This window comes from Nocardia sp. N2S4-5, from assembly GCF_044628355.1.
In the GTDB taxonomy this organism is placed as follows: Bacteria; Actinomycetota; Actinomycetes; order Mycobacteriales; family Mycobacteriaceae; genus Nocardia; species Nocardia wallacei_B.
In genome coordinates this window covers 368687-392870 of record NZ_JBIUPM010000001.1, presented here as the reverse complement: position 1 = coordinate 392870, position 24184 = coordinate 368687, and the positions used below count along the sequence as shown (strand labels likewise).

Annotated in this window: 22 protein-coding genes, 2 pseudogenes and 1 riboswitch; of the genes and pseudogenes, 10 read left to right on the top strand and 14 right to left on the bottom strand. The window is 67.9% G+C overall.

The window, feature by feature from the left end; all coding sequences use genetic code 11:
• Positions 1-88: 88 nt before the first annotated feature.
• Positions 89-721: an NAD(P)-dependent oxidoreductase gene (locus ACFMRZ_RS01810; RefSeq protein WP_400177605.1), complete on the bottom strand. Its 633-nt coding sequence runs from the start codon at positions 719-721 to the stop codon at positions 89-91.
• A gap of 77 nt (positions 722-798) precedes the next feature.
• Between ACFMRZ_RS01810 and ACFMRZ_RS01805 the strand changes: the two genes are divergently transcribed.
• The 7 genes from ACFMRZ_RS01805 (at position 799) to ACFMRZ_RS01775 (ending at position 7529) form a co-directional block, all read left to right on the top strand.
• The gene (locus ACFMRZ_RS01805; protein ID WP_400177604.1) at positions 799-1371 is read left to right on the top strand and encodes a TetR/AcrR family transcriptional regulator; all 573 of its coding nucleotides are present in this window, start codon (positions 799-801) and stop codon (positions 1369-1371) included.
• A gap of 225 nt (positions 1372-1596) precedes the next feature.
• Positions 1597-2502 carry a class A beta-lactamase gene (gene bla / locus ACFMRZ_RS01800; protein WP_400177603.1) on the top strand — a complete coding sequence of 302 codons (906 nt, stop codon included), beginning with the start codon at positions 1597-1599 and terminating at the stop codon, positions 2500-2502.
• A 398-nt stretch (positions 2503-2900) separates the two neighbouring features.
• Positions 2901-3920 carry a hypothetical protein gene (locus tag ACFMRZ_RS01795; protein WP_400177602.1) on the top strand — a complete coding sequence of 340 codons (1020 nt, stop codon included), beginning with the start codon at positions 2901-2903 and terminating at the stop codon, positions 3918-3920.
• A 290-nt stretch (positions 3921-4210) separates the two neighbouring features.
• Positions 4211-4423 carry a hypothetical protein gene (locus ACFMRZ_RS01790; protein WP_280361322.1) on the top strand — a complete coding sequence of 71 codons (213 nt, stop codon included), beginning with the start codon at positions 4211-4213 and terminating at the stop codon, positions 4421-4423.
• A 353-nt stretch (positions 4424-4776) separates the two neighbouring features.
• Positions 4777-5322 (top strand): HNH endonuclease, encoded by a 546-nt coding sequence (locus tag ACFMRZ_RS01785; RefSeq protein WP_400177601.1) that lies wholly within the window; start codon positions 4777-4779, stop codon positions 5320-5322.
• Between the two features lie 25 nt (positions 5323-5347).
• Positions 5348-5608 carry a WhiB family transcriptional regulator gene (locus tag ACFMRZ_RS01780; RefSeq protein WP_280275332.1) on the top strand — a complete coding sequence of 87 codons (261 nt, stop codon included), beginning with the start codon at positions 5348-5350 and terminating at the stop codon, positions 5606-5608.
• Positions 5609-5888: 280 nt separating this feature from the next.
• Positions 5889-7529 (top strand): substrate-binding domain-containing protein, encoded by a 1641-nt coding sequence (locus ACFMRZ_RS01775; protein WP_400177600.1) that lies wholly within the window; start codon positions 5889-5891, stop codon positions 7527-7529.
• Between the two features lie 160 nt (positions 7530-7689).
• On the opposite strand, the gene ACFMRZ_RS01770 is transcribed toward ACFMRZ_RS01775, so the two are convergent.
• The 4 genes and pseudogenes from ACFMRZ_RS01770 to ACFMRZ_RS01755 all read right to left on the bottom strand — a co-directional run bounded on the left by ACFMRZ_RS01770 (position 7690) and on the right by ACFMRZ_RS01755 (position 11143).
• Positions 7690-7920 (bottom strand): IS3 family transposase, encoded by a 231-nt coding sequence (locus ACFMRZ_RS01770; RefSeq protein ID WP_400182749.1) that lies wholly within the window; start codon positions 7918-7920, stop codon positions 7690-7692.
• A pseudogene (locus ACFMRZ_RS01765) lies at positions 7913-8707 on the bottom strand (IS3 family transposase); the annotation flags it as partial. The pseudogene ACFMRZ_RS01765 and the gene ACFMRZ_RS01770, both read right to left, overlap by 8 nt.
• Positions 8708-8740: 33 nt before the next feature.
• Entirely contained in the window at positions 8741-10195 is a 1455-nt protein-coding gene (gene ltrA, locus ACFMRZ_RS01760) for a group II intron reverse transcriptase/maturase (protein ID WP_400177599.1), read from the bottom strand.
• 627 nt (positions 10196-10822) lie between these two features.
• Positions 10823-11143 (bottom strand): hypothetical protein, encoded by a 321-nt coding sequence (locus ACFMRZ_RS01755; protein WP_400177598.1) that lies wholly within the window; start codon positions 11141-11143, stop codon positions 10823-10825.
• Between ACFMRZ_RS01755 and ACFMRZ_RS01750 the strand changes: the two genes are divergently transcribed.
• Positions 11142-11474, top strand: coding sequence for a GIY-YIG nuclease family protein (locus ACFMRZ_RS01750; protein ID WP_400177597.1), 333 nt, complete (start codon positions 11142-11144; stop codon positions 11472-11474). The two genes, ACFMRZ_RS01755 and ACFMRZ_RS01750, sit on opposite strands and share 2 nt — an antisense overlap.
• 5 nt (positions 11475-11479) lie before the next feature.
• On the opposite strand, the pseudogene gcvP reads toward ACFMRZ_RS01750, so the two are convergent.
• The 7 genes and pseudogenes from gcvP to ACFMRZ_RS01715 form a co-directional block, all read right to left on the bottom strand.
• Positions 11480-14295: pseudogene (gene gcvP, locus ACFMRZ_RS01745) on the bottom strand (aminomethyl-transferring glycine dehydrogenase).
• A 182-nt stretch (positions 14296-14477) separates the two neighbouring features.
• Positions 14478-14572, bottom strand: a riboswitch (glycine riboswitch).
• 69 nt (positions 14573-14641) lie between these two features.
• Entirely contained in the window at positions 14642-15232 is a 591-nt protein-coding gene (locus tag ACFMRZ_RS01740; RefSeq protein WP_280275328.1) for a MerR family transcriptional regulator, read from the bottom strand.
• 176 nt (positions 15233-15408) lie between these two features.
• The gene (locus ACFMRZ_RS01735) at positions 15409-15882 is read right to left on the bottom strand and encodes a bifunctional nuclease family protein (protein WP_280275327.1); all 474 of its coding nucleotides are present in this window, start codon (positions 15880-15882) and stop codon (positions 15409-15411) included.
• Between the two features lie 78 nt (positions 15883-15960).
• Entirely contained in the window at positions 15961-16767 is an 807-nt protein-coding gene (locus tag ACFMRZ_RS01730) for a MerR family transcriptional regulator (RefSeq protein ID WP_400177596.1), read from the bottom strand.
• A 17-nt stretch (positions 16768-16784) separates the two neighbouring features.
• On the bottom strand, positions 16785-17261 hold the full coding sequence (locus ACFMRZ_RS01725; RefSeq protein WP_280276487.1) for an FHA domain-containing protein: 477 nt from the start codon (positions 17259-17261) through the stop codon (positions 16785-16787).
• Positions 17262-17440: 179 nt separating this feature from the next.
• Positions 17441-17839: a glycine cleavage system protein GcvH gene (gcvH, locus tag ACFMRZ_RS01720; RefSeq protein WP_280276486.1), complete on the bottom strand. Its 399-nt coding sequence runs from the start codon at positions 17837-17839 to the stop codon at positions 17441-17443.
• A 42-nt stretch (positions 17840-17881) separates the two neighbouring features.
• Entirely contained in the window at positions 17882-18511 is a 630-nt protein-coding gene (locus ACFMRZ_RS01715; protein ID WP_400177595.1) for a CDP-alcohol phosphatidyltransferase family protein, read from the bottom strand.
• Positions 18512-18659: 148 nt separating this feature from the next.
• Between ACFMRZ_RS01715 and ACFMRZ_RS01710 the strand changes: the two genes are divergently transcribed.
• Both ACFMRZ_RS01710 and ACFMRZ_RS01705 read left to right on the top strand, forming a co-directional pair.
• Entirely contained in the window at positions 18660-20354 is a 1695-nt protein-coding gene (locus tag ACFMRZ_RS01710; RefSeq protein WP_280276484.1) for a GMC family oxidoreductase, read from the top strand.
• Positions 20355-20485: 131 nt separating this feature from the next.
• On the top strand, positions 20486-21367 hold the full coding sequence (locus ACFMRZ_RS01705; RefSeq protein ID WP_400177594.1) for a nuclease-related domain-containing protein: 882 nt from the start codon (positions 20486-20488) through the stop codon (positions 21365-21367).
• On the opposite strand, the gene ACFMRZ_RS01700 is transcribed toward ACFMRZ_RS01705, so the two are convergent.
• Positions 21348-21962 (bottom strand): phosphatase PAP2 family protein, encoded by a 615-nt coding sequence (locus tag ACFMRZ_RS01700; protein ID WP_400177593.1) that lies wholly within the window; start codon positions 21960-21962, stop codon positions 21348-21350. The genes ACFMRZ_RS01705 and ACFMRZ_RS01700 overlap by 20 nt on opposite strands.
• Before the next feature lie 25 nt (positions 21963-21987).
• Positions 21988-23916: an acyl-CoA dehydrogenase gene (locus ACFMRZ_RS01695; protein ID WP_280276481.1), complete on the bottom strand. Its 1929-nt coding sequence runs from the start codon at positions 23914-23916 to the stop codon at positions 21988-21990.
• Between the last annotated feature and the right edge of the window lie 268 nt (positions 23917-24184).

Sequence of the window (24184 nt, the reverse complement as noted above, 5' to 3'; positions counted from 1 at the left end):
CACCCGGCACGTTTACCCATCTATCCCGGCACGCTTTTGGCCGGGATCCACACCGTCCAAATGGGTGGACCCCGGCCAATCGCACATGTCAGCTCGCGACGGTGATGTGGGTGCGGAGGGTCGCGGTGTCATCGATCAGCGCCAGCAGGCAGGTCGCGAGGTCGTCGCGGGGGATGCGGATGCCGAAGGTGACGTTGCGCTCGGCCGCCGTGCGGTAGGTGCCCCGGCCGGGCTTGTCGGTCAACTGTGGCGCGCGGACGATGGTCCAGTCCAGATCCGTCGCGCGGACCACAGCCTCGGCGTGTGCCATTTCGCTCAGGCTGTGCCGCAGCAGCGGTCGCAGCATGAGCGGTTTCACCACGAAACGGGTGAACGGTTCGTCGCCGGGCCCGGGCGTCCCGGCGCTGTTGCTGACGATCAGAAACCGCCGTGTGCCCGCCGCCCGCATGGCCGCGGTGATCGACCGCGCCGCGTCCGCCGCCACCGTCGTAGGCCCCTTCTCCCGCGCGCCGATCGTGTCCAGCACCGCGTCGACCCCGGTGACGGCCTTCTCGATCGCCGCCGGATCCATCACGTCGGCGGTCACGACGTGCAGATTCCGGTGGGCGATCAGGGCGTGCTCACCGCGCACGACGGCCGTCACCTCATGCCCCGCCGCCAGCGCCTGCCGCACCACCCGTCCACCGGTACCGCCGGTGGCCCCGAAAACCGTCACTCGCATAACACCCTCCGTAGGTGAGTAAGTATTTACTCACCTAGAGTGAGTGAGTATTCGCTTACTGTCAAACGGGAGGCCGGATGGGCACGCGGGATCGGATCCTCGACGCGGCAACGGACATCATGCGACGCAGCGGTGTCACGCGCGCCACCACCAAGGAGATCGCCAAGGCGGCCGGTTACTCCGAGGCGACGCTGTACAAGCATTTCGCCGACAAAGAGGAACTCATCGTCTCCGTGCTGCGCGAGCGCATGCCGGACCTGTCGGGCCTGCGGCCCGATCCCGGCCGGGCCACCGTGCAAGACAACCTGACCGGAATCGCCCGCGCCGTCACCGCCTTCTATCAGCAGGCGCTCCCCCTGTTCGGCGGCCTGCTGGCCGAGCACACCCGCATCGCCGGCCACCGCGAGGCCATGTCCCGCCGCGGCGCCGGACCCGGCCACGCAATCACCCGAATCGCCGAATACCTACGCACGGAACAGGATTCGAACCGAGTCAGCGCCGACGCCGACGTCGAAACCGCCGCCGTCCTACTCGACGGCGCCTGCTTCCACCAAGCCTTCCTGGAGTACTACGCCCACGGCCCCGAAGCCGGTCCGGTACCGGACAACACCATCCAACGAATCGCCCAAACCCTCGTCCGAGCACTCTGACCCACATGGACCGCCCAAAGCAATTGCTGCCATGCAGCTCTCACGTGCCAGGTGGGGACCCACCCGGTGACAGCCAGATTGAGCACGGCCGGCACCGCAGATGACTTGCGCGCGGCAGTGGCTAGGTCTCGCGCGCAGGGACGACGGCAGCCGGGTGACATGCGCTGGTGGCCGGGTCTCGCGTGCGAGGGCGACGGGGGTGTCGGGTAGAAGGTAGGGATGGCGATGAGCAAGTTCGGGGCGGGGGTAGCGGCGGTCGTGACGGTCGCGGGCCTGGTGGCGGGGTGTGGCTCGACGGAACCGGCGCGCCCGGGCGGTTCCTCGAGCGTGGTACAGCCTGCGGCTCCGGATGACGGCGCGTTCGCGGCGCTGGAGGATCGGCACACTGCTCGTCTGGGTGTCTATGCGATCGACGTCGGCAGCGGGCGGGAGACGGGGTACCGGCGTGATGAGCGGTTCGGCATGGCATCGACGTTCAAGGGGCTGGCCTGTGGCGCGCTGCTCCACGAACATCCGCTCGGCTCAGGCTATTTCGATCAGGTCGTGCACTACTCCGCCGACGAGCTCGTCGAGTACTCACCGGTCACCGAAACCCGCGTCGACACCGGCATGACCGTCTCGGAGCTGTGCCACGCGGCGATCACGGTCAGCGACAACACCGCCGGTAACCAGATCCTGAAGCTCCTCGGCGGCCCACCCGCACTGACGGCATTCCTGCGCTCGATCGGCGACCCGATCACCCGCTCCGACCGCTGGGAACCGGAACTGAACGACGTCTCCCCCGGCGACGAACGCGACACCACCACACCCGCCGCATTGGCCACCGACTACCGAAACCTGGTGCTGGGCAACACACTCCCCGAACCCGAACGCGCCCGACTGAAGGAGTGGCTACTCGCCAACACCACCGGCGACACCCGCATCCGCGCCGGCGTCCCCACCGGCTGGACCGTCGCCGACAAGACCGGCGGCGGCAGCAACGGCGGCGCCAACGACGTAGCGATCACCTGGACCCCCCAAGGCGACCCTCTCGTAATCGCCCTCCTCTCCCACCAACGCACCCCAGAAGCCAAGGCCGACAACGCCCTACTCGCCGAAGCAACCCGGGAAGTCGTCTCCACAGTGCGATAACCCTTCCGCCACTGGCGTTTCGGGGCATCTCGACCCGAACCACAGGTCGGCCACACCGCCATTCCACGGAATCAGCCCCTTCACATCACCCGTGCCATGAAACGAACGTGCCCGTACCGCGCATGCCTCACGCCCTGCGCGGCGACACGCATGCGGAACCCACCTGACAGTCCAGCTCGAGTGTTTCTACCCTTGCTCGCTTCGGCACAGGCATCGAGACTCGGGGTACAAGCCACTGCGTGGAAAAGTTGGGGGGGTACACAGTGATGGCGGGAGGACACGGCAGTCCATCAGCGGACGGGTCCGAGGCGAGTCGCGAACTCGGAACGGACCCGGTCAGTAGTCTGCGTCCGCAACTCGAGGGGGCCACAGAGGTAGGCAAACCGTCCAGCAGCCGATTGCGGAACCGGCACCCGGGGGCGTTATTGCTCGCCGCGGCCGTGCTGGCGGGCGTGATGCAGCTGCTCGATGTCGTCGTCGTAGTGCTGGTGAGGATCTTCGGGGCGGGCGTGGCGTTTCCCGGCGACGCACACGCCGCCGGGGCGGATCTTCTCTGGGTCGCGGTGCTTGCCAGCTTGATGGCGTTGGTGGTTGTCGCGGGGGCGGCTGCGGGTTCGGCGTGGTGGCTGGCTCGCAGCCGTGGTCCGGCATTCGTCGCGTTCGGGGTGGCGATTGTGCCGATGGCCGGGCTCGTGGCGATCCTGCCGTGGCTGAACCCGCTCGTATTCGATACGACCTGTTCGATTTGTGACGCGATCACCTATGACGCCGCGCCCGGGCCGGTGGGGTACCGGGCGGTGCGCATCGTGCTGGCGGCGATGACGATGGCGTGCCTTGCGGGGGCGCTGGCGGCGGCTTGTTCGTCCGCGACGACTCGGCGGATCCGGGCCGTGGCGAGGCCCGTGCGGCGGCGGCCCGGCGTCGTGACCGTGGCCTGCGGCGCTCTCACCGCGCTCGGAACGTGTGCGGCGGTTCTGTCGGTGACCACCTTGCTGATCGCGCTCGCCGCGCGGAAACACGTCTACCGAGGTGGCTTCGAACCACTCCCGGTCGACGAACGGGCGCTCATCGCAACGGTTGCGGGCGTCGCCGCCTTCTATGCGGTGGGTACGCTCCGGCAGGCAGGGCAACTGCGGCGCGGGCAGGGGGGAGCGGCGCTGCTCACGCTGTCGGGGCTGGGCCTGGCCATCGGGACCGTGCTCGTGACACTGTCCCTGCTCACGACGCCGAGAGGCGGGGTGGTCCCCAGCGGATGGTGGGTCCTGGTCGATCCGCCCGGGCTGCGGGAGGTGCACGGGGCCGCCGCGTGGGCGGCGCTGGCGGCACTGCTGGTCGCGCTCATCACTGTGCCGTGGCCGGGGAGCATGCGTTGGGTAGCGCATCCGTCGCCCGACCAAGTGAGCGACCGGTTTCCGTGACGATGACCACCCCGTTCCGAGGAATGTGCCCCAGCCACCCCTTCGTTACAAAACGTGCGGCACGATGACGCGGAAGTGTTACGCGATCGAGTCCCGCCGCATACCTCCCGCCAGGCAGCACCGGACGACCTCGACGCAGCGAAAGCTGTTGCGCTGGAATATGTCTCGTGACCACCGCCCGCGCGGAGCGTGTATATCGGCGGTGACGGCACCCGTAACGACGCCGACGCCCGCCGCGACGACTCCTTGTCGCCGGTGAAATACCGGAACCGACCCCGGGGGAAGACCTCATGACTCAGCCCGAACAACATCTCCACACGATCCGCCCCGACGCGGCATCGGCCCACGTCCGAGACCTCACCGTACGGGCCACCCGCGCGGGATACCGCCTGGTGCGCGCGCCCCGCTCGCCCTACGAATGGCGGCTGCTGGACGTCAGCGACGGCGCGATCCTGCACGCCGTCGCCCGGCTCGACGAGATCGAGCACTGGTTGGACACCTGACGGCAGACCGCCTGTCCCCCAACGTATCGGCCATCACGCCGACGTCGCGCCCGTACCGGAACAAACACGGCCGGGCATTCGTTGACCAACGCGTCGCCGTGACCGGAAAATGACCCGACAGCGGCGGTAACGCTGTGTCACCATGAGGACGATGATCAAGCGGCCCCACCGGGTCGCGACACTCGACGAACACCAGGAAGGAGGAGGTGGCCGATGCATCCGGACGATATCCCGGCGATGAACAGCTTTGCCCTACAGCGGCTTTCGCACGAACCCGGCCGCCTCCCGAGCCAGGCCTGAACCTGCCCTCCCCCGATTCGTAGCCCGATTCCTGCCGAAACCTGGTGACGCTCATGCTGTTCCGCCGTGCCGCCGACGCGGCCCCCACGCCCGACAACTGGATACACGCCGGGGTCCTGGTGCTCAACGCCTCCTACGAGGCGCTCACCGACATCAGCGCCGACCGGGCGGTGGTACTGCTCATCACCGGCACGGCCGAAACCGTCGCCGACCGAGAGCCCTACTTCCCCATCCGGTCCCGGCACCTGGAAATCGCACTGCCGCAGACGATTCGGCTGCTGCGCTACGTCTACCTGGAACACCGGATACTGGTGCACGACGACAGCCGGGCCACCCTCGCCGGTGTGCTGCGGCGCGACGACCACCGCTGCGGTTACTGCGCCGGCTGGGCTCGCACCGTCGACCACATCCGGCCCCGCAGCCGAGGCGGTCCGAACACGTGGAGCAACCTGATCGCCGCGTGCGGGCCGTGCAACACGCGCAAGGCGGACCGCACACCGGAAGAGGCCGGTATGCGGCTGCTGTGGGAGCCCAAGGCGCCCAACGACATGGCCAAACGACAACGGCGGATCTGGAAGGACCTGACCGCCACCGCCTGAAACCCGAGAAAGGAGGGGATCCGATATGACGAACGCAGTGCAGGAATTCACCCTGGTGGATCTGCTCCCGCTCTCGGATTCGCAGAGCTGGGAGGAGGCCGCCTGCAAGGGTGACCCGAATCACGACGCGTGGTTCCCGTACCCGTCGCAGGACTTCGACTACGCGCGAAGCGTCTGCGCCGCCTGCCCGATCCGGCGGCAGTGCGCCGAGTTCGCCGCCACCACCAGTCAGTCCGGTGTGTGGGGCGGCCACGAGTACGACCGCGGGCGCATGATCCGCGAATAACTCACCGCCGACCCGGGGCGGCCGAGGCGAACACCTCGGCCGCCCCGCTGTCATGCCTGCTCCCGGCATGTTTCGGCGGCCGCCGTCCCGGCCCGGATCCATACTCCGTTCCGGCCGAGCGCTTTCCGGTGAGACAGTACGAGGCAGGCCGGTCCGTTTGCGGCGCGAATGCCGACAGCTGCCCGGACAGCGGACACCTACGGGCCTCGGCGGCAAACTTCGCGTGAACATACACTGGTGCACCGTGGGTACACATCGCAGCGCCAGCGGATCGCGGGGCGTGAGTAAGGGTCTCGTTGTGTCGGTGGTGGCGGCGCTACTGGCGGTGGCCGCGGTGGGTGGCTGGTTCTGGCTGCGGGGACACTCCGCCTCCTCGGATCGCAGCGCCGCCGGAGAGTGCGTCGAGGGGCAGACCACGCTGGCGGTCACCGTCGATCCCGACATCGCCGCGCCGGTACGGGCCGCGGCCGACCGCTACAACGCGACCAAGCCCAACGTGCGCGATCACTGCGCCGCCGTGGCCGTCGCCGTGCAGCCCTCCGCGGCGGTGGCCGCGACCTTCGGCAGCGGGCAGTGGGATGCGAAGCTGGGGCCGCGCCCGGCGCTGTGGATTCCCGACTCGTCGCGGTCGATCGAGCAGATCAGGGTGCCCGGGCTGATGGAAGGCGCTCCGGCCTCGGTGGCGTCCAGCCCCATCGTGCTGGCCGTGCCCGACCGGCTGCGGCAGGCGCTGGAACAGGCCAAGACCGGCTGGTCGGATCTGCCTCGGCTGCAACAGGGTTCGCTCGGGGAGATCGGTCTGAACGGCTGGGGCGGGTTGCGCATGGCGATGCCGGGCGGCGACGCCACGCTCGCCGCCGCCCTCGCGGTCGGGTCGAACGTGTCGGGCGCGGACCCGCTCAACGACGAGGGCGCCCGGTCCGGACAGGTGATCTCGGCGATCTCCGTCCTCGCCGCCGACGCGCCCCGATCCGACGACGCCACCGGCGCGCTCGCCAGCCTCGTCGGCGCGCCCGGAGACGCCGCGGACACCATCCACGCCACCGCAGTTACCGAGCAGCAACTGAAGCATTCGGGCGGCGCGACCGCGTTCCGGCCCGACGGCGCTAAGACGCCGGTGGCCGATTTTCCCGCCGCGCTGCTGACCGGCCCGTGGGTGGACAAGACGCAGAACCTGCTCGCCGGCATGTTCACCGACTACCTGCGCGCCCCTGAACAGCAGAAGTTGTTCGCGGACAACGGTTTCGACGCCGCCCTGCCCACGGCCACTCCGGTCCCGCCCAAGTCGACGCTGGACCAGGTGAAATCCGTGCTCGCCAATCCGGTGCTCGGCGTGCAGTCGACCGTGCTGCTGGATACCTCGGCCGCCATGGGCGCCACCGACGGCTCGCTCACCCGCCTCGCCAACACCCTGGGCGCGCTGCAGTCGACGATGGACACCATGCCGCCGGACTTCGGTCTCGGTGTCTGGGCCTACGCCGGGGACGAGGGCGACGGCAACCCGTACGAGGTGCTCTCCGAGACCGGGCCGCTGACCCAGCAGCACCGCGTCGAACTGGCCAAGTCGCTCGGCAACGTCACCGCCACCACCAGCCGCACCGACCGCACCTACCCGAGTCTGGAGGCCGCCTACCGCAGCGCCGTCTCCGGTCACGCGGCCGGTCGCACCAACAGCATCCTGCTGATCACCGGCGGCCCCAACGACGACTCGACCATCACCGGCGACAAGCTGATCTCCGACATCACCGCCGCCACCGACCCCGCCCACCCGGTCCGCATCGACGTCATCGTGGTCGGTGGCCAGGGCACCCCCACCCTCCAGACCTTGGCGCAGAAGACCGGCGGCACCTACACCCGCCTCGCCGGCTCCAACGACCTGGCCTTCGGCACCGCCGTCATGAAGGCGCTCACCACCCCGTGACGCTGGATTCCGGCCAAAAGCACGCCGGAATGACGGGGAAGTCTCGCCGTCATCCCGGCGTGCTTTTGGCCGGGATCCACACCAACATGTCGGTACCCCATGGGAGTCTCACCACCATGGACGGTAGGCAACCTGAACCGTCACGGGTTGAAGACCGGCTTCAGGAGTTGACCAGCGCCGGTCTGCGTGGTGGGTTTTGAGCGTAGTAGGCCGTCTCGTGCTCGGCCGGGGTGAGGTAGTCGAGCCTGGAATGCAGGCGAGCGTTGTTGTACCAATCGACCCATTCCATCAACGCGAACTCGACATCGGCAACGGTCTTGAACGGGCCGTGCCGGCGAACGACTTCGGTCTTGAACAGTCCGATGATCGACTCGGGCGTTGTCGTAAGCATCGCCGACGCTGCCAATCGATGCCGAGAGTCCCTGCAGCGCAAGGGATTCAGTGAACATGACCGAGGTGTATTGACTGCCGGCGTCGGAGTGATGGATCAGCCCAGGCTCGACGGGGTGCCCGTGGTGATCGCGTCGCCAGACCGCCATGTTGAGGGCCTTGGACACCAATGCGGTGGTCTTGGTCGACGACGCGGTCCATCCCACGATCGCCCGTGAGAACGCGTCGAAGACGAACGCGACATAGGCCCACCCTGTCCAGGTCGAGACGTAGGTGAAGTCGGCTACCCATACCTGATTCGGTGCCTGCGCATCGAAGTCGCGGTTGAGTCGGTCACCAGCGCGGATCCCGTCCTTGCTCGGGATCGTGGTGCGGTGGCGGCGGCCTCTGACCACGCCGTTCATGCCCAAATCGCGCATGAGCCGGTCGACGGTGCAAAACGCTGCCGCGTGCCCACATCGCCGCAGATAGCGCGTCATCTTCCTCCGCCCATACATCTGCTCGGGGCTATCGGACAGGCCGCGCAGAGCGTGTTCGAGGCGGGCATCAGCGACATCGCGTGCCGACGGCGGCCGGAATCTGGCCTTTCGGTAGGTCCGGGGCGCGATCTGGATGCCGTGCTCGGTGAGCACGCGACAGATCGACTCGACGCCGTGGACCTGGCGGTATTGATCGATGAATCCGACGATCAACGGTGTCGCGGGTCGGTGAAAGTCGGCCCGGGACGCGGTGACAACCGTTGCCGGTTGTCCCGTTTTCCCGGACCGCTTCCCGAACCCGGCGTGCACCTTTCAATGCACCGGGCTCTCCACGAAACCCGTTCAGGCAGCGCGGTTTTCCTCGCCTTTGTCCGGCCAGGGAGTGGGGATGTTCGTCCCGCGATAGAGATAGCGGGATGTCCCGATCTTCTCGAGGTCGATCAGGTCCCGATGCTCGCTGGCTGGCCACCAGCCGCCACCGCAATAGCGGTGGCGCAACTGTTTCCAGGTCGATTTCCGGTGTTTGCGCCGCAGCCACCGCCAAACCGTCTGCCACATATAGTGGTTCAGATAGGCGAAGGTCGCTGATGAAGCACCGGGCCGGAAATAGCCGCACCATCCCCGCGTCGTCGCGTTCACGCGGCGCAGCAGGTCATCGAGCGGCTGGTTCGGTTCGACCGCCCGCCGGATCGTCTTCAGTTTCCGCTTCACGGCCAGCACGGCCTTCTTCGACGGATACGTATAGATGTGATACTGGCGGGTGCCTCGTTTGCGGTGACGCTGGATGCGCCACCCGAGGAAATCCAATCCCTCATCGATATGGGTGATCAGGGTCTTCTCCGGCGACAGGCGCAAACCCATCGGCGCCAAGATTCCGGCGATCTCTTCACGCAGGGCTTCGGCGTCGGCACGAGTTCCCGACACCATCAGGCACCAGTCGTCGGCATAGCGGACCAGCCGATAGTTCGGCAGCCCATGACGACGGCATCTGGCCCGTTCGACCTTGCTGGCAGCCGGACCGCCGGGCGCCTGGGCGATATGTTCGTCCAGCACCGACAGCGCGATGTTCGCCAGCAGCGGCGAGAGGATTCCGCCTTGCGGGACACCACCACTGGTGTCTTCGAGCTGGCCATCCTCGGCGAGGATGCCCGCTTTCAGAAACGCTTTCACCAACGCCAGGACGTGTTTGTCTCCGATGCGTCGACACACCCGCTCCATCAGAGCGGTGTGGTCGATCTCGTCGAAACACGCCTTGATGTCACCTTCGACGACCCAGTGATAGTTCCGGGGCCGGGTCGTCAGATAGCGCACCTCGGCAACAGCGTCCCAGGCCCGGCGGTGGGGCCGGAAACCATATGAACACGGCAGGAAATCTGCCTCGAAAATCGGCTCCAGCACCAACTTCAACGATGCCTGGACCACCCGGTCGGCCACGGTCGGGATCCCCAACCGGCGCAACTTGCCACCGGCTTTCGGGATCATCCGTTCGCGCACCGGCATCGGGCGGAAGCTGCGCTCCTTCACTTGCGAGCGCAGCTGGCCGAGGAAGTCCTCGACCCCGTCGAACACCTTGATGGACCAGGCTGTTCGCCCATCCACCCCAGCAGTTCGGGCACCCTTGTTCCCGCTCACCCGATCCCACGCCACCAACAAGAACGCAGGATCACACACGAGGTTGAACAGATCATCGAACCGGCGACGAGGATCGTCGCGGGCCCAACGGTGCAGTTTCGTCTGAATCTTCAGTACCCGTCGGCTCGCCTCGAACAGCACCGCCTCCGGATCGTCGGTATTCACCGGCGACACACGTTCCTCCTGATCTTCCAGTCCATGAAACTGCTTGTCTCGCTGGCCCCCTTCGCCCTGCGGCCGCCTCTCGCGGCCTCCACGGCGGGTCGTCACTCCCGCGACTACTACGGGGCCTCCGCCCCACCACTACAGACCTCGACCGGAACAGGTCTCCCGATCACGTCCGAACTGGCTGCCCGAAGCGAAATCCACGGTCCTGCAAGGTGGTTCCCACGTTCACCAGGTAATCGATCGGTCAGGGAGGCACCCAGCTCTACTCCGGCAGCATCGCCACGGCTACGCCGCAGACCTTCACCATGGCCACCTCACCGCTCGAGATACGCGGCTACGGAGCCGAAACCCTTGGAGCTAGAGAGTTTCGATCGCTGCACACCGGCCCACATCCACCAGGTTGGAGCCGGCTTCGCTGTTACGGAGCTTCGACCACTGGTTCGCTCACGCTGCACCTTCTGACCTCGCCCAGCGGGCCCGCACCGTCTGGCAGTTCCGGCACGACCCGCCCTCGTCGGGGCCGCTTGCCACCCGACCCGGTCGTTCCTCCGGACCAGGCTGCCCCCAGGCTTCACTCAGGCCGCTGCGACGACCCAAGGGAGACGGTCTCTCACCACCTCTCGACTATCCCAGCGCCTCGTGGCGCACAGCTCCCGCGCGAAAAAAGCCGACGCCAACTTCAGGATCTCGTTGGCCTGCTTCAGTTCTCGGTTCTCTCGGCGCAGCTGTTCGAGCTTCGAGTTGTTCGGCGGTCTTCGCCGCGGCAACAGGCTTACCAGGACTGGCTTGGGCTTTCAGGATCCACTGACGCAGGCTTTCGGGATGCACGTCGACCATCGGGCCGATCGCTTGTGCTGCGGCATAAGCGGATGGGTACTCGTCGAGGTGGTCCAGGGCCAACCTCAACGCTTTCTCGCGAACCTCGGGTGGGTAACGCTTGGACATGATGACCATCTTCCTCAAGGAAGGAAGCGGTCTTCAACCCGTGGCGGTTCAACCATGCGTCTACATCCTGGCCAGTCAACGGGCGGGAACGCTCTATGTAGGCGTGACAAGCAATCTCGTAGGCCGAGTCTGGCACCACAGAAACGACGTCGTTGAGGGTTTCACCAAGCGCTACCGTGTGCACACCTTGGTCTGGTACGAGACATACCCGACCATGGAGAACGCCATCCTCCGGGAGAAACGCGTCAAACGGTGGAAACGATCCTGGAAGATCCGCCTGATAGAGGCCGCCAATCCCGAATGGGCAGACCTCTATCCGACGCTGCTGTAGTCCGTTCAGTCCGTGTAAGCGTCCAGGGGCGGGCAGGAGCAGACCAGGTTGCGGTCGCCGTAGGCGCCATCGATGCGGCGGACGGCGGGCCAGATCTTGGGCCGGGGTGTGTCAGGCCCTGCGGGAAGACGGCGGTTTCACGGGAGTACGGATGGGGCCATTCGCCGACGAGGGAGGCGGTGGTGTGCGGGGCGCCGCGCAGCGGGCTGTCCTCGACCGGCCAGTCGCCCGCGGCGACCTGATCGATCTCGCCCTTGATGGCGACCATGGCGTCGATGAAAGCGTCCAGCTCCTCGAGGTTTTCGCTTTCGGTGGGCTCCACCATGAGCGTGCCCGCGACCGGGAAGCTCATCGTCGGGGCGTGGAAACCGTAGTCCGCCAAGCGCTTCGCCACATCGTCCACGGTGACGCCGGTGCGCTTGGTGATCTCCCGCAGGTCGAGAATGCACTCGTGCGCCACGGTGCCGTCCGCGCCGGTGTACAGCACCGGGTAGTACGAATCCAGCCGCCGCGCAATGTAATTGGCGGAGGCGATGGCGGTGAGGGTGGCCTGCCGCAGCCCGTCGGCGCCCATCATGCGGATGTAGGCCCAGGTGATCGGCAGGATCGAGGCCGAACCGTAGCGCGCCGCCGAGACCGCGTGCGAGCCCGGCTCCAGCGGATCGCCGGGCAGATACTGCGCCAGATGCTCGCGCACCGCCACCGGCCCCACGCCGGGGCCGCCGCCGCCGTGCGGGATGCAGAACGTCTTGTGCAGATTCAGATGCGACACGTCGCCACCGAACCGGCCCGGACGGGCAAGTCCCACCAGGGCATTCAGGTTCGCGCCGTCGACGTACACCTGTCCCCCGGCGTCGTGCACCAGCGCGCACAGCTCGGCCACCTCGTGCTCGTACACGCCGTGGGTGGACGGGTAGGTGATCATGATGCAGGCCAGCCGGTCGGCGTGGTCGGCGATCTTGGCGCGCAGGTCGTCGAGGTCGACATCGCCGTTCTCGCGGCACTTCACCACCTCGACCCGCAGCCCGGCCATGGCCGCCGAGGCGGCGTTGGTGCCGTGCGCGCTGGAGGGGATCAGGCACGTATCCCGGTGTGTGTCACCACGATCCAGGTGATAGCGGCGGATGGCGAGAAGTCCGGCGTACTCCCCCTGGCTGCCGGCGTTGGGCTGCAGGCTGACCCGGTCGTAGCCGGTGAGGGCCGCGAGCCAGGACTCCAGGTCCTCGATCACCCGCAGCAGGCCCGGCACGTCCTCCACCGGGGCGTAGGGGTGCAGGCGGGAGAATCCCGGCCAGGTGATGGGTTCCATCTCCGCGGTGGCGTTGAGCTTCATAGTGCACGAACCGAGCGGAATCATGCTGCGGTCCAACGCGATATCCTTGTCGGACAACTGCCGCAGATAGCGCAGCATGGCGGTCTCGGTGTGGTACCGGGTGAACGCCGGATGGGTCAGATACCGCGAGGTACGCGTCTCGATCGAGGGCAGGCCCGGCGCATCCGGCTCCACGGGACCGCTGCCGAAGGAGTCGAGCACGATCGCGACGTGCGCCTCAGTGGTCGCCTCGTCGCACGCCACCGCAACATGATCGCCGTCGACCAGGCGCAGGTTCACCCCGCGCCCCTTGGCCTTGGCCACCACGGCCTCCGCCCCGCCGGGCACGTGCACCAGCACGGTGTCGAAGAACCGTTCGTGCACAACGGCTTCGCCGAGCCCGGCCGCCAGTTGCTCGGCGTGCCGGTGCACGCGTCGCGCGATCGCGCGCAGCCCGTCGGCGCCGTGATAACTGGCGTACATCGCCGCCACGATCGCCAACAGCACCTGTGCGGTGCAGATGTTGGAGGTCGCCTTCTCGCGGCGGATGTGCTGTTCGCGAGTCTGCAACGCCAGCCGATAGGCGAGGTGGCCGTCGGCGTCCTTGGACACCCCGACCAACCGCCCCGGCAGCTGCCGGGCATGCACCGAACGCACGGCGAGATAACCGGCGTGCGGGCCGCCGAATCCGAGTGGCACACCGAAACGCTGTGTGGTGCCGAAACATACGTCGGCGCCCTGTTCGCCCGGCGGCGTGATCAATGTCATGGCCAGCAGATCGGCGCCCGCGGCCACCAGCGCGCCGCGGTCGTGCGCCGCGGCGATCAGATCGGTCCAGTCGGTGATGCGGCCGGAGGCGCCGGGCACCTGCACCAGAACGCCGAAGAAGTCCCCCTCGGGCAGCGCGCCCCCGGCCAGCTCCGCCTCGACGATCTCGATGCCGAGCGGCTCGGCGCGGGTCTGCAGCACCGTGCGGGTCTGCGGGAAGAGATCGGTGTCGATCAGCAGCCGGGCCGACTTGCTGGTCCGATTGGCACGCCGCAGCAGCGTCATCGCCTCCGCGGCCGCCGTCGCCTCGTCCAGCATGGAGGCGTTGGCCACCTCCATGCCGGTCAGGTCCGCCACCATGGTCTGGAAGTTCAGCAGCGCCTCCAGCCGGCCCTGGCTGATCTCCGGCTGGTACGGCGTGTAGGCGGTGTACCAGGCCGGGTTCTCCAGCAGATTCCGCACCAGCACCGGCGGGGTCAGCGTGTCGTAGTAGCCCAGGCCGATCATGGACGCGGCCACGGTGTTCGAGTGCGCGAGCGCCGCGAGTTCGTCGAGCACCTCGTGCTCGGACGCGGCCGCGGGCAGCACGCACAGTCCGTTGCCGGCCGGGGCGTCGAGAATGCTCGCAGGGACGGCGAGATCCGCCAAGCCGTCCAGAGATTCGATGCCGATGGTCTCGAGGATCCGTGTAATAGCGTCGGCGTCGGGGCCGATATGACGGTCGGCGAAGGAACGAGTCACGGCAGGCTTCCCAGGGGTCGGGCGGAGGTCGACGGCGTCGTCGACGACTTCGGGCCCTCCCCCTCTGTCGTGGCGCCTGAGAGATTCAGGGTCCGGCGGCGTGCGGGCACGACGCGCGGACGCCCTTTCCCCATGGGCGGGTGGCCTGCATTGTGTGCAGCCACCTCTTTCCAGAGGCGTCGATGGTCCGTGCGGTCCCTGATGCCTGAGAGATTGACGGGGAGGTGCTGCTCCTTCGGCGCCCGGGACGGACCCGGGACTCTCCCGCACGGCGGCGACGCACTCGCCAGTTTATGCGGTACCGGATGTCCGGTGTGTTACCGACCCGGACACACGACCTGGACCACTACCCCGTCTTGCGGTTCATCCGCGCCTTGCGGCGGTAGGCCAGCTCGTCCTCCGGACGGTCGCTGGCGGTGCTGACCTCGGCACGCTCGGCCGGGAAGTTGGCGATCGCGCCCGTCAGCTCGCGCATGGCTCCGCTGACCGCGATACCGAACACGCCCTGCCCGCCCTGCAGTAAATCGACGACCTCTTCCGGCGAGGTGCACTCGTAGACGCTGGTGCCGTCGGAGAACAGGGTGATGCCCGCCAGATCCTCGACCCCGCGGCTGCGCAGGTGGTCGACGGCGATGCGGATGTTCTGCAACGAGATACCGGCGTCCAGCAGGCGCTTGACGATCTTGAGGACCAGGATGTCCTTGAAGGAGTAGAGCCGCTGACTCCCGGAGCCGGTGGCGCTGCGAATCGACGGCACGACCAGGCCGGTGCGGGCCCAATAATCGAGCTGGCGGTAGGTGATACCCGCCACCTGGCATGCGCTCGGAACCCGGTAACCCACCAGATCGTCGGGCACCGAGTCGTCGGGGAACAGTCCTGGCTGCACCGCCGCGGTGGGCCGCGCATCAGATCCAGTCTGCTGTGGTTCGTCTCCCACTGACTACTCCCTCACTGCTTCCGCCGGTGCGAACAACGGCCTAACTGTCGAGGCTACTCTCTCGATTGTCCCGGCAGCAGCGGCACCGGACCAAGCTTCGCGTGCGGCGTGTTTCTCGACCTCTACCTGAGGGTTAAATCACATCGATGACCGGGGCGATATGCACCTTTCGGTGTTCAGCTGTCGGTGGCCTTGAAATCGTCCGGCGAGACCGACTCGAGGAACTCCTTGAACTTCTCCACCTCGTCCTCGCGCTCGTCGGGCATCACCAGCCCGGCCTCCTCCAGCACCGGCTCCTCGGCATAGATCGGGCAACCCACGCGCAACGCGATCGCGACCGAATCCGACGGCCGGGCCGAGATGCGCAGGTCGTTCTCGAAGACCAGATCGGCGTAGAACGTCCCCTCCTGCAGATCCACGATCCGGACCTCCTTGAGGGTGTGCCCGAGATCGTGGATGAGGATCTTGATCAAGTCGTGGGTCAGCGGGCGGATGGGCGTGACGCCCTCCTGCTCCAAGACGATCGCCGTCGCCTCCGCCTGCCCGATCCAGATCGGTAGATACCGGTCACCGTCCACCTCGCGGAGCAGCAGCACGGGCTGGTTCTGGGGCTGCTCGACACGGATGCCGATCACACGCATTTCACTCATCGCACTGCCTCCCATGCTCGCCGACCCTCCCCACGGGCACGATGGGGTCGGCCGTATCACCGAGTCTAGGCGAAGAATTCAGCTACCGAGTGCGGCGCGCACCGCAGTCTTCACGAGGCTGGTGTGCAGCGTCAGCGACAGCGCCGCCAGCTCTCGTACCGTCTCCTCCGCGCGGGCGCGCGCGTCGGCGTCGCGCCCCTTGGCGATCGGCGCGGCGATCTGGGCGACCATCGCCGCCTCCCGATCGGCCGCCAATTTGAACGCGCGCAGATGCCGCGCCTCCAAGCCGAATTCGCTGAGCGCCTTGGCGGTACGCGCCAGCGTGACCGCTTCGGTGTCGAAGAAACCGGCCGCACCCGGAGTGATCAGATTGGCGCGGATCAGTTCGGCGAGGAATTTCTCATCGATACCGGCCTGCTGAAGCAGATCGGTTCGGGTCATGCGGATTTCGTGGTCGAACCGCAGCTCTTCGGGCGACACCTCACCGGGAACCACACCGAGCCTCCGGGGCGGGGTCAGATTGGATGTGGGTGCGGCGCCGGGCACACGCCCCGGCGCCGCCGCACCGGCGCCGTCGGCCGCCCGGGCGCGCGCCTCGCGCACCCCGAGCGTCGCGGCGCCACTGTCGATCGCCTCCAACTGCTCCTTGATCACCTTCAACGGCAGGTACTGGTCGCGCTGCGCCGTGAGGACGAACCTCAGGCGCTCGACATCGGCGACGGAGAACCTGCGATAGCCCGAGGGCGTGCGCTCCGGGCTGACCAGCCCCTCGGATTCGAGGAAGCGGATCTTCGAGATGGTGATGTCCGGGAAATCCGGACGCAGCAGGTCCAGCACGGAGCCGATCGACATCCCTCCGCGGGTCCACTGCGCTGCGCCTGTCATGTCTGCGACCGACCCCGCTAGAGCGCGCCCGCGGAATCGTTCTGGGCGGGACGTGGTCCGGTCAGGAACACCAGCCGGAACTTGCCGATCTGCACCTCGTCGCCGTTCTGCAGCTCCGAGGAGTCCACCGGCTCCCGGTTGACGTAGGTGCCGTTCAGGCTGCCCACGTCGACCACCTGGAAGGTGTCGTCGTCCTGGCGGAACTCCGCGTGGCGGCGGGAGACGGTGACATCGTCGAGAAAGATGTCGCTGTCGGGGTGGCGCCCAGCCGAGGTGGTGGGCTGATCCAGCAGGAACCGCGAGCCCGCGTTCGGTCCACGCTTGACTACCAGAAGGGCGGCGCCCGGAGGCAGGCCCTCGACCCCTTGCACCGGCTGGTCGCCGGTTTGCTCACCGGAGCGCGACGCGTCGACCTCGTTGAGGAAGTCAGCGCGGAACACCGATGTGGTCTCGGCCGCGCTCTCCCCGTAACCCGGGTCTTTGTTCTCGCTCACCCTTGCTCTCCTCCTCGAACCGATTATCCGTACCGGCATCGCGATGCCGTCCCTGCCGTCACCCAACGCGACCGGCTGTCGCGCCCTTGGAGATTCCGGCACCGGCCGCCGGCACTTCTGTTGGCATTGACCGTACCCTGCCAGGGCGATCCCGTGCAGGTAGAACTGTGAAGGCCGCTTCAGCCCCCGATAACTCCTTGATAACCTGCGGCATCGAGCAGTTCGGCGAGCGTCGCGTCCAGCTTCGCGGCGTCACCGACCTCGAGTTCGAACATCCAGCCGTCCCCGTACGGATCGCTGTTGAGCGTCTCCGGCGTGGAGTCCAGATCTTCGTTCACCGCAACGACTTTCGCGCCCAGCGGGGCGTAGATGTCGGACACGCTCTTGGTCGACTCCACCTCCGCGATCCCGTCGCCCGCCGCAACCTCGCTGTCGACCGCGGGCAGCTGCACGAAGACGACGTCACCGAGCTGTGATTGGGCGTAGTCGGTGATGCCCACCCGCACCCGGGTAGGGCCGACCCGCAGCACCCATTCGTGCTCCTCGGTGTACCGCAAATCCTCGGGAAGGTCGGTCACAGGTGCAGTCCTTTCACGGGCGTCCTCTCTCCGGCGTCGTGATCACTGTATCGGCTCGTGCGTTCCCCGCCGCACCGCCGGTATCGACCGGGACACCGCCAGTGCCTTGCCGAGGTACAGCACCCCGGTCCAGAGGTAGACCGCCGTACCCCAGATCAACAGTGCCCACCCGAAGGCCCGGCTGAAACCTGCGGCCGCCCAATCCATCTGTCCGGCCAGCAGCCACGGCAGCGCCGACATCAGCGCGAACGTGGCGGCCTTGCCGAGATAGATCACCTCGGGCGGAGGCAGCCCGCGGCGGCGGTAGATCGGCAGCACCGCGGCCAGCACCAGATCCCGACCGATCAGCAGCACGACGAACGGCCACGGCAGGATTCCGCGCACCAGCAGCCCCAGCACGGTGGCGACCAGATACAGCCGGTCCACGAACGGGTCCAGCAACGCGCCCAGCCGCGAGTACTGGTCCAGCAGCCGCGCGAGCTTGCCGTCCAGGAAATCGGTGAAGCCGCTGACCACCAGCAGCACGAACGCCCAGCCGTCGGCATGTTCGACCAGCAGCAGCCACAGCAGCACCGGGACGCCGATCAGCCGCAGCACGCTCAGCACGTTCGGCACGGTGAGAATCCGGTCCGCGCGGGCGTCGGCCTGGGGGTCCGGGGGTTCGCTCGTCACAGCTGTTGCTTACCCGAAACGGCACAACAGCGCCATACGGGCACGCCAGGGCCGCCGGGCGGGCAGGATATGTTCCGGGGCATCTCCGACAGGTGAAAGAATGAGTCGGCAATCGTTTCATTGCGGTGTGGTGGATTGAGAGGAAGACATGCCCGACTTCGACTACGACGTGGTGGTGATCGGCTCCGGATTCGGCGGGAGCGTGAGCGCGCTGCGGCTGACCGAGAAGGGCTACCGGGTGGCGGTGCTCGAATCCGGCCGCCGCTGGCCGGCCGAGGCCATTCCCAAGACGAATTGGAATGTGCGCAAGTCGATCTGGGCGCCGCGGCTGGGTCTGACCGGGCCGCAGCGGATCAGCCTGCTCGGCAAGTGCGCCGTGTTCTCCGCCTCCGGGGTGGGCGGCGGATCGCTGATCTACGGCAACACCCTCTACGAGCCGCTCCCCGCGTTCTACCGCGACCGGCAGTGGGCCCACATCACCGACTGGAAATCCGAGCTGGCGCCGTACTACGACCAGGCCCAGCGGATGCTCGGGGTGGCGCCCAATCCGCGGATGACGCCCGCCGACGAGGTGATTCGCTCGATCGCCGACGACATGGGCGTGCTCGACACCTTCCACGCCACCAACGTCGGCGTGTTCTTCAACGAGCCCGACCCGGGCACCGAGGTCGACGACCCGTACTTCGGCGGCGTCGGCCCGCGCCGCAGCGGCTGCATCCACTGCGCGCGCTGCTTCACCGGCTGCCCGCACAACGCCAAGAACACCACACCCACCAACTACCTCTACCTCGCCGAGCAGGCCGGGGCGAAGGTGTTCGAGCTCACCACCGCCACCAAGGTGCGGCCCATGCTCGGCGGCGGCTACGCCATCGAAACCAAGCGCTCGGATCGCTGGGTTCGCAAGCAGCGCAAGACCTTCACCGCCGAACAGGTGGTGTTCGCGGCCGCGGCGCTGGGCACCCAGAAGCTGCTGCACAAGATGCGCGACGAGAAGGTGCTGCCGAATCTGTCACCGCGGCTGGGCGAGCTGACCCGCAGTAATTCCGAGGCCATCCTGAACGTGGTGAGCCGGGAGCGGACGGACTTCGCGGAGGGCATCGCCATCACCTCCTCCATCCATCCCGAACCCGACACCCACGTCGAGGTGTGCCACTACGGCAAGGGCCAGAACGCCCTGTTCCCGCTGTCGGCGCCGATCGTCGACGGCGGCGCGTTCCGGTTCCTGCGGTTCCTGCTGGCGATGGTGACCCAGCCGGCGGTGTTCCTGCGCAGCCTCAATGCCCGGCGGGCGTCGGAGAAGTCGGTGATCCTGCTGGTGATGCAGTCGCTGGACAACTCGCTCACCTCGTTCCGGCGCTGGGGGCAGCTGAAGACGAAACAGGGTATGGGACAACCGAATCCGACCTGGATCCCGCTGGCGCACGAGGTGGGCCGCCGCTTCGGCGAGAAGGTGAACGGCGATGTGCAGGGGCTGGTGATGGACGTGTTCAACATACCGGCGACCGCCCACTACATCGGCGGCTGCGTGATCGGCGAGACCCCCGAGACCGGCGTGGTCGACCCGTACCAGCGCGTCTTCGGCCATCCCGGACTGCATGTCGCCGACGGCTCGGCGGTGACGGCGAACCTGGGCGTGAACCCGTCGCTGACCATCACCGCGCAGGCCGAGCGCGCGATGGCGTTCTGGCCCAACAAGGGTGCGGCCGATCCGCGCCCCCGGCTGGGTTCGCCGTACCGCCGAATCCGGCCGGTGGCCCCGGTGCAGCCGACCGTTCCCGACTGGGCGCCCGGGGCGCTACGGCTGCCGATCACTCCGGCCGGTCCGGCAGTGCCCACGGCCTGACGCGCACCGGCGGCGGACCAGGCCGCCGATATGCCCACACGCGGTGACGGTTCCCCACCGATCCGGCGCGGGCCCTTATGCTTTCGGAGACAAGTGTCGACGGGAAGGGCTGATCGCCAATGCTCGTGCGAGTGCAGAATGCCGCCGGCACCTTGGCCGAGCGGACGCTGGTCGATTGGCTGCGTACCTGGAAGGGCCCGGGTGACCCGCACGGCGTGGCCACGGTGAACTGCAGCCTGTTCCATGCCGATCGGCTCCATCAGTTCGACGCGGTGATCTGGACGCCGACCAGCTGCGTGATCATCGAGGCCGAGGCACTCGCCGAGCAAGCCGGGGGCGAGCTGGAGGTGCCGCTGAACGGCCCCTGGCGGGTGGGCAATCAAATCGTGACGCTCGAGGGCGGGGACCGCCGCCCGCCGCTGGACAAGTCGCGCGACCACACCTACGCGCTGCAGAACTGGCTGGCCGAGCGCGGCCTCGGCCAGCGGGTGGTGAGCGGGGTGGTGCTGGTGGTCCCGCCCAACGGCTCGGATCTGCGGGTCCGGCAGCTGTGGAGCGATCCCAGCTTCGAGGTGGTGCTCGGTGACGATCCCCGCCGCCTGGCCGATTACCTGCACACGCTCGCCTCGCAGGGCCGCGCGCAGTGGACGCCCACCGATATCGCGATGACCTTCCGCGGGCTGGGCCTGCTGCCGTATCTGCCTGCCCCGCAGGACCTCGAGCACGAGGGTTTCGGCGGTCCGGTGGACATCACGCTCTGGTACGGCGGCCCGCAGCAGGCCCAGGCCGAGGCCTATATGGAGGAGAAGACGCAGGCCGAGCAGGCCTACGCCGGGCCGCTCGCGATCACGATGCCCTGGTACAGCCCGTGGAAGCTGTATCCGAAGGAGGCCGAGCGGGTCGATTTCGGGCGCGGGTTCCTGCGCATCGCCCTGGCCATCGGCATGCTGATCGCGTTCGCCTGGGTGCTGTGGTTCGTGATCTCGCTGGTGCTCACCTACGGTCCCGGCTGAGCGGTCCCAGCGCCGCGTACATCGCCGTCACCAGGGCGATCGCCGCCGCCGTCCCGCCGAGGATGTCGGTGGGATAGTGATAGCCGAGCCCGACCATGCCCACGGCCACACCCACCAGCAGCACCACGGACACCGTGAGCTGCGCGGTCCGGAGGCGACGATCCTCGGCGAGCAGCACGAAAGCCGTTGCGATGGCGACGAAGTGGACGGTGTGGCCGCTCGGGTACGCCAGGTAATCCTGTAATGGCCGGTCCCACAGCGGTTTCAGCACCCAGGTGTTGATCGCCACCGCGAGTTCCGGTGCCACGAGCAGGAATCCGGCCCTCCACCACTCCCGCCGCACCGCGTACCCGACCGTCCCGATCACCAGCAGCGGCAGGAGAACATAAGCGTTGCTGGGAACCACCAGCACATCGAAAACCCCGGGATGCGCCCCCAGCGCCGACCGTACCCACTCCCCCACGACACGGTCGAACGCCGTAGGCCCACCACCACTCGGAAAGGTCAGCGGCAACACCACGGCGACAAGCACACCGAGCGCGACGGTCGCGGGCAGCGCGACCCGCCGCGGCACGGCAACGAGCGGACGATTCACCGCTCGACGATAACGGGACCAGCGCTCAGGCGCCCTGGTGGACGCTGGCGTCGTCGAGCATGGCGGCGTGGAGGAGGGAGTCGGGGACCCCGAGGGCCTCGACCAGGGTGGCGGAGTGCGGGCGGAGGCGGTCGACGAGTTCGTTGACGCCGCGGCGGACCGCCTTGGCCCGCTCCACCGACATGAAGCGGTGCATGATGTACCACGCCTGGTTCTGTTCGAGCGAGGAGTAGACGAACAGGTCGCAGACCGTCTCGGCGAGATCGCGGGCGTCCGGGTCATCGATGCCCGCGATGCCCTCGATGAACGCCTCCAGCACCAGCCGGTCGATGTGCGCCTCGCCCGCAGCGAGGATGTGGTCCTGGGCGTTGTTGAACGCCTCGAACGGCCCGGTCTCCTTGGCGCGGGCCTGCAGCCGGTGCGCGGCCGTGCGGACCAGGTAGTCCTCGCGGTCGGCGAACAGCTGCAGTTGCACCGAGCGGCGGGCCAGATCGCCGTCGTCCACGCCGGTGTCGGAGCGGTCACGCAGGCGCTGGATGAGCTGCCGCACGCCGGTGCCCTGGCGTACCACGTCGCGGCCCATGGTCGCGGCGAACCGCACCCAGCCCAGCGCGTCCAGATCGCGGACCTCGTCGGCGTAGGCGGTGAGCAGTTCCTTGGCCACCAGCTGGGTGAGCACCACGTTGTCGCCCTCGAAGGTGGTGAATACGTCGGTGTCGGCCTTCAGTGTCACCAGCCGGTTCTCGGTGAGATACCCTGCGCCGCCGCAACATTCGCGGCACTCCTGGATGGCCCGGGTGGCGTGCCGGGTCTGCGCGACCTTCAGCCCCGCCGCGCGCTTCTCCAGCGCCCGCTGCGAACTCGGGTTGAGATCCTGCCCGGTCTGGACCGCGTGCATCCGCCGCACCAGGTCGTTCTGCGCGAACGACAGCGCGAACGCCCGCGCCACGTGCGGCAGCAGCCGCCGCTGATGGCTGCGGTAGTCCAGCAGCAGGACCTCCTCGCCGCTGTCGGGATCGTCGAACTGGCGGCGGCGGTCGGCGTAGCGCAGGGCGATGCTCAAGGCCACCCGCGCGCCCGCCGCGGCCGCGCCCCCGACACTGATCCGGCCGCGCACCAGCGTGCCGAGCGTGGTGAAGAAGCGGCGGCTGGGGTTGTCGATCTCGGAGTCGTAGGTGCCGTCGGGCGCGACGTCGGCGTAGCGGTTCAGCAGGTTCTCCCGCGGGATCCGCACGTGGTCGAAGACGATCCGGCCGTTGTCGACACCGGGCAGGCCGCCCTTGAGCCCGCAGTCGGAGGTCGTGACGCCGGGCAGGTCACGGCCCTGCTCGTCGCGGATCGGCACCAGGAAACAGTGCACGCCCTTGCTCTCGCCGCCGGTGATCAGCTGGGCGAACACGGCGGCCATCCGGGCATGCTCGGCGGCGCCGCCGATGTAGTCCTTGCGCGCGGAATCGGTGGGGCTGTGCACCACGAATTCCTGCGTCGACGGGTCGTAGGTGGCGGTGGTCTCGAGGTTTGCCACGTCGCTGCCGTGCCCGGACTCCGTCATCGCGAAGCAGCCCAGCAGATCCAGCGACAGCAGCCGCTTCACGACGTCGCGATGGCGATCGGTGCCGAGGTTCTCCACCGCGCCGCCGAACAGCCCCCACTGCACGCCCGCCTTCACCCACAGCGACAGATCGGTGTAGGCGAGCATCTCCAGACCGGTCACCGCGCCGCCCGGGTCACCGGAACCGCCGTTCTCGAGCCGGAAACCCTTTTCCGCCAAGCCGAATTCGGCGACCAGCCGCATCTGCTCGAGGACCCGCGCGCGGGCGGCGCGGTAGTCGAGATACGGATCGCCGAACAGGCGGTCGTCGCCCAGCTGCCGGCGCGCCTGCTCGCGAATGTCGCGCCAAGGTCCGTCGAGGGCCGCTCGTAGCTGGTCCGCGGTCGAGTTCTCAGTGCCCATAACCCGACGATAGCCGCCCGCGCCCAGCTTAATCCGAACCGTAACCCACGACACCCCGCGCGCTCGCCGCACACTGCTCTCCGCTGCCGCGTACGGGTCCGGCCGATACCGCCGAAAGCGAACTCCGCCAATGCCTTTTGCCGTCGCGATGCCGGACCGGCGGCCTGCCGGGCCGTGCGCCCGCGGGCGGCGGAGTAACGGGCGGGGATCGGGCGTGAGTCGGCCACGTAATGCCGAATTCGCCACACCTCGGGCCGGGCCGTTATCG

What these genes read in the sequence shown, in the direction of transcription:
- ACFMRZ_RS01810 (WP_400177605.1), bottom strand. Translation starts at nt 721, where the DNA reads ATGCGAGTGACGGTTTTCGGGGCCACCGGCGGTACCGGTGGACGGGTG.
- ACFMRZ_RS01805 (WP_400177604.1), top strand. Translation starts at nt 799, where the DNA reads ATGGGCACGCGGGATCGGATCCTCGACGCGGCAACGGACATCATGCGA.
- bla (WP_400177603.1), top strand. Translation starts at nt 1,597, where the DNA reads ATGAGCAAGTTCGGGGCGGGGGTAGCGGCGGTCGTGACGGTCGCGGGC.
- ACFMRZ_RS01790 (WP_280361322.1), top strand. Translation starts at nt 4,211, where the DNA reads ATGACTCAGCCCGAACAACATCTCCACACGATCCGCCCCGACGCGGCA.
- ACFMRZ_RS01785 (WP_400177601.1), top strand. Translation starts at nt 4,777, where the DNA reads ATGCTGTTCCGCCGTGCCGCCGACGCGGCCCCCACGCCCGACAACTGG.
- ACFMRZ_RS01780 (WP_280275332.1), top strand. Translation starts at nt 5,348, where the DNA reads ATGACGAACGCAGTGCAGGAATTCACCCTGGTGGATCTGCTCCCGCTC.
- ACFMRZ_RS01770 (WP_400182749.1), bottom strand. Translation starts at nt 7,920, where the DNA reads ATGCTTACGACAACGCCCGAGTCGATCATCGGACTGTTCAAGACCGAA.
- ACFMRZ_RS01750 (WP_400177597.1), top strand. Translation starts at nt 11,142, where the DNA reads ATGATGACCATCTTCCTCAAGGAAGGAAGCGGTCTTCAACCCGTGGCG.
- ACFMRZ_RS01755 (WP_400177598.1), bottom strand. Translation starts at nt 11,143, where the DNA reads ATGTCCAAGCGTTACCCACCCGAGGTTCGCGAGAAAGCGTTGAGGTTG.
- ACFMRZ_RS01735 (WP_280275327.1), bottom strand. Translation starts at nt 15,882, where the DNA reads ATGAGTGAAATGCGTGTGATCGGCATCCGTGTCGAGCAGCCCCAGAAC.
- ACFMRZ_RS01730 (WP_400177596.1), bottom strand. Translation starts at nt 16,767, where the DNA reads ATGACAGGCGCAGCGCAGTGGACCCGCGGAGGGATGTCGATCGGCTCC.
- ACFMRZ_RS01710 (WP_280276484.1), top strand. Translation starts at nt 18,660, where the DNA reads ATGCCCGACTTCGACTACGACGTGGTGGTGATCGGCTCCGGATTCGGC.
- ACFMRZ_RS01695 (WP_280276481.1), bottom strand. Translation starts at nt 23,916, where the DNA reads ATGGGCACTGAGAACTCGACCGCGGACCAGCTACGAGCGGCCCTCGAC.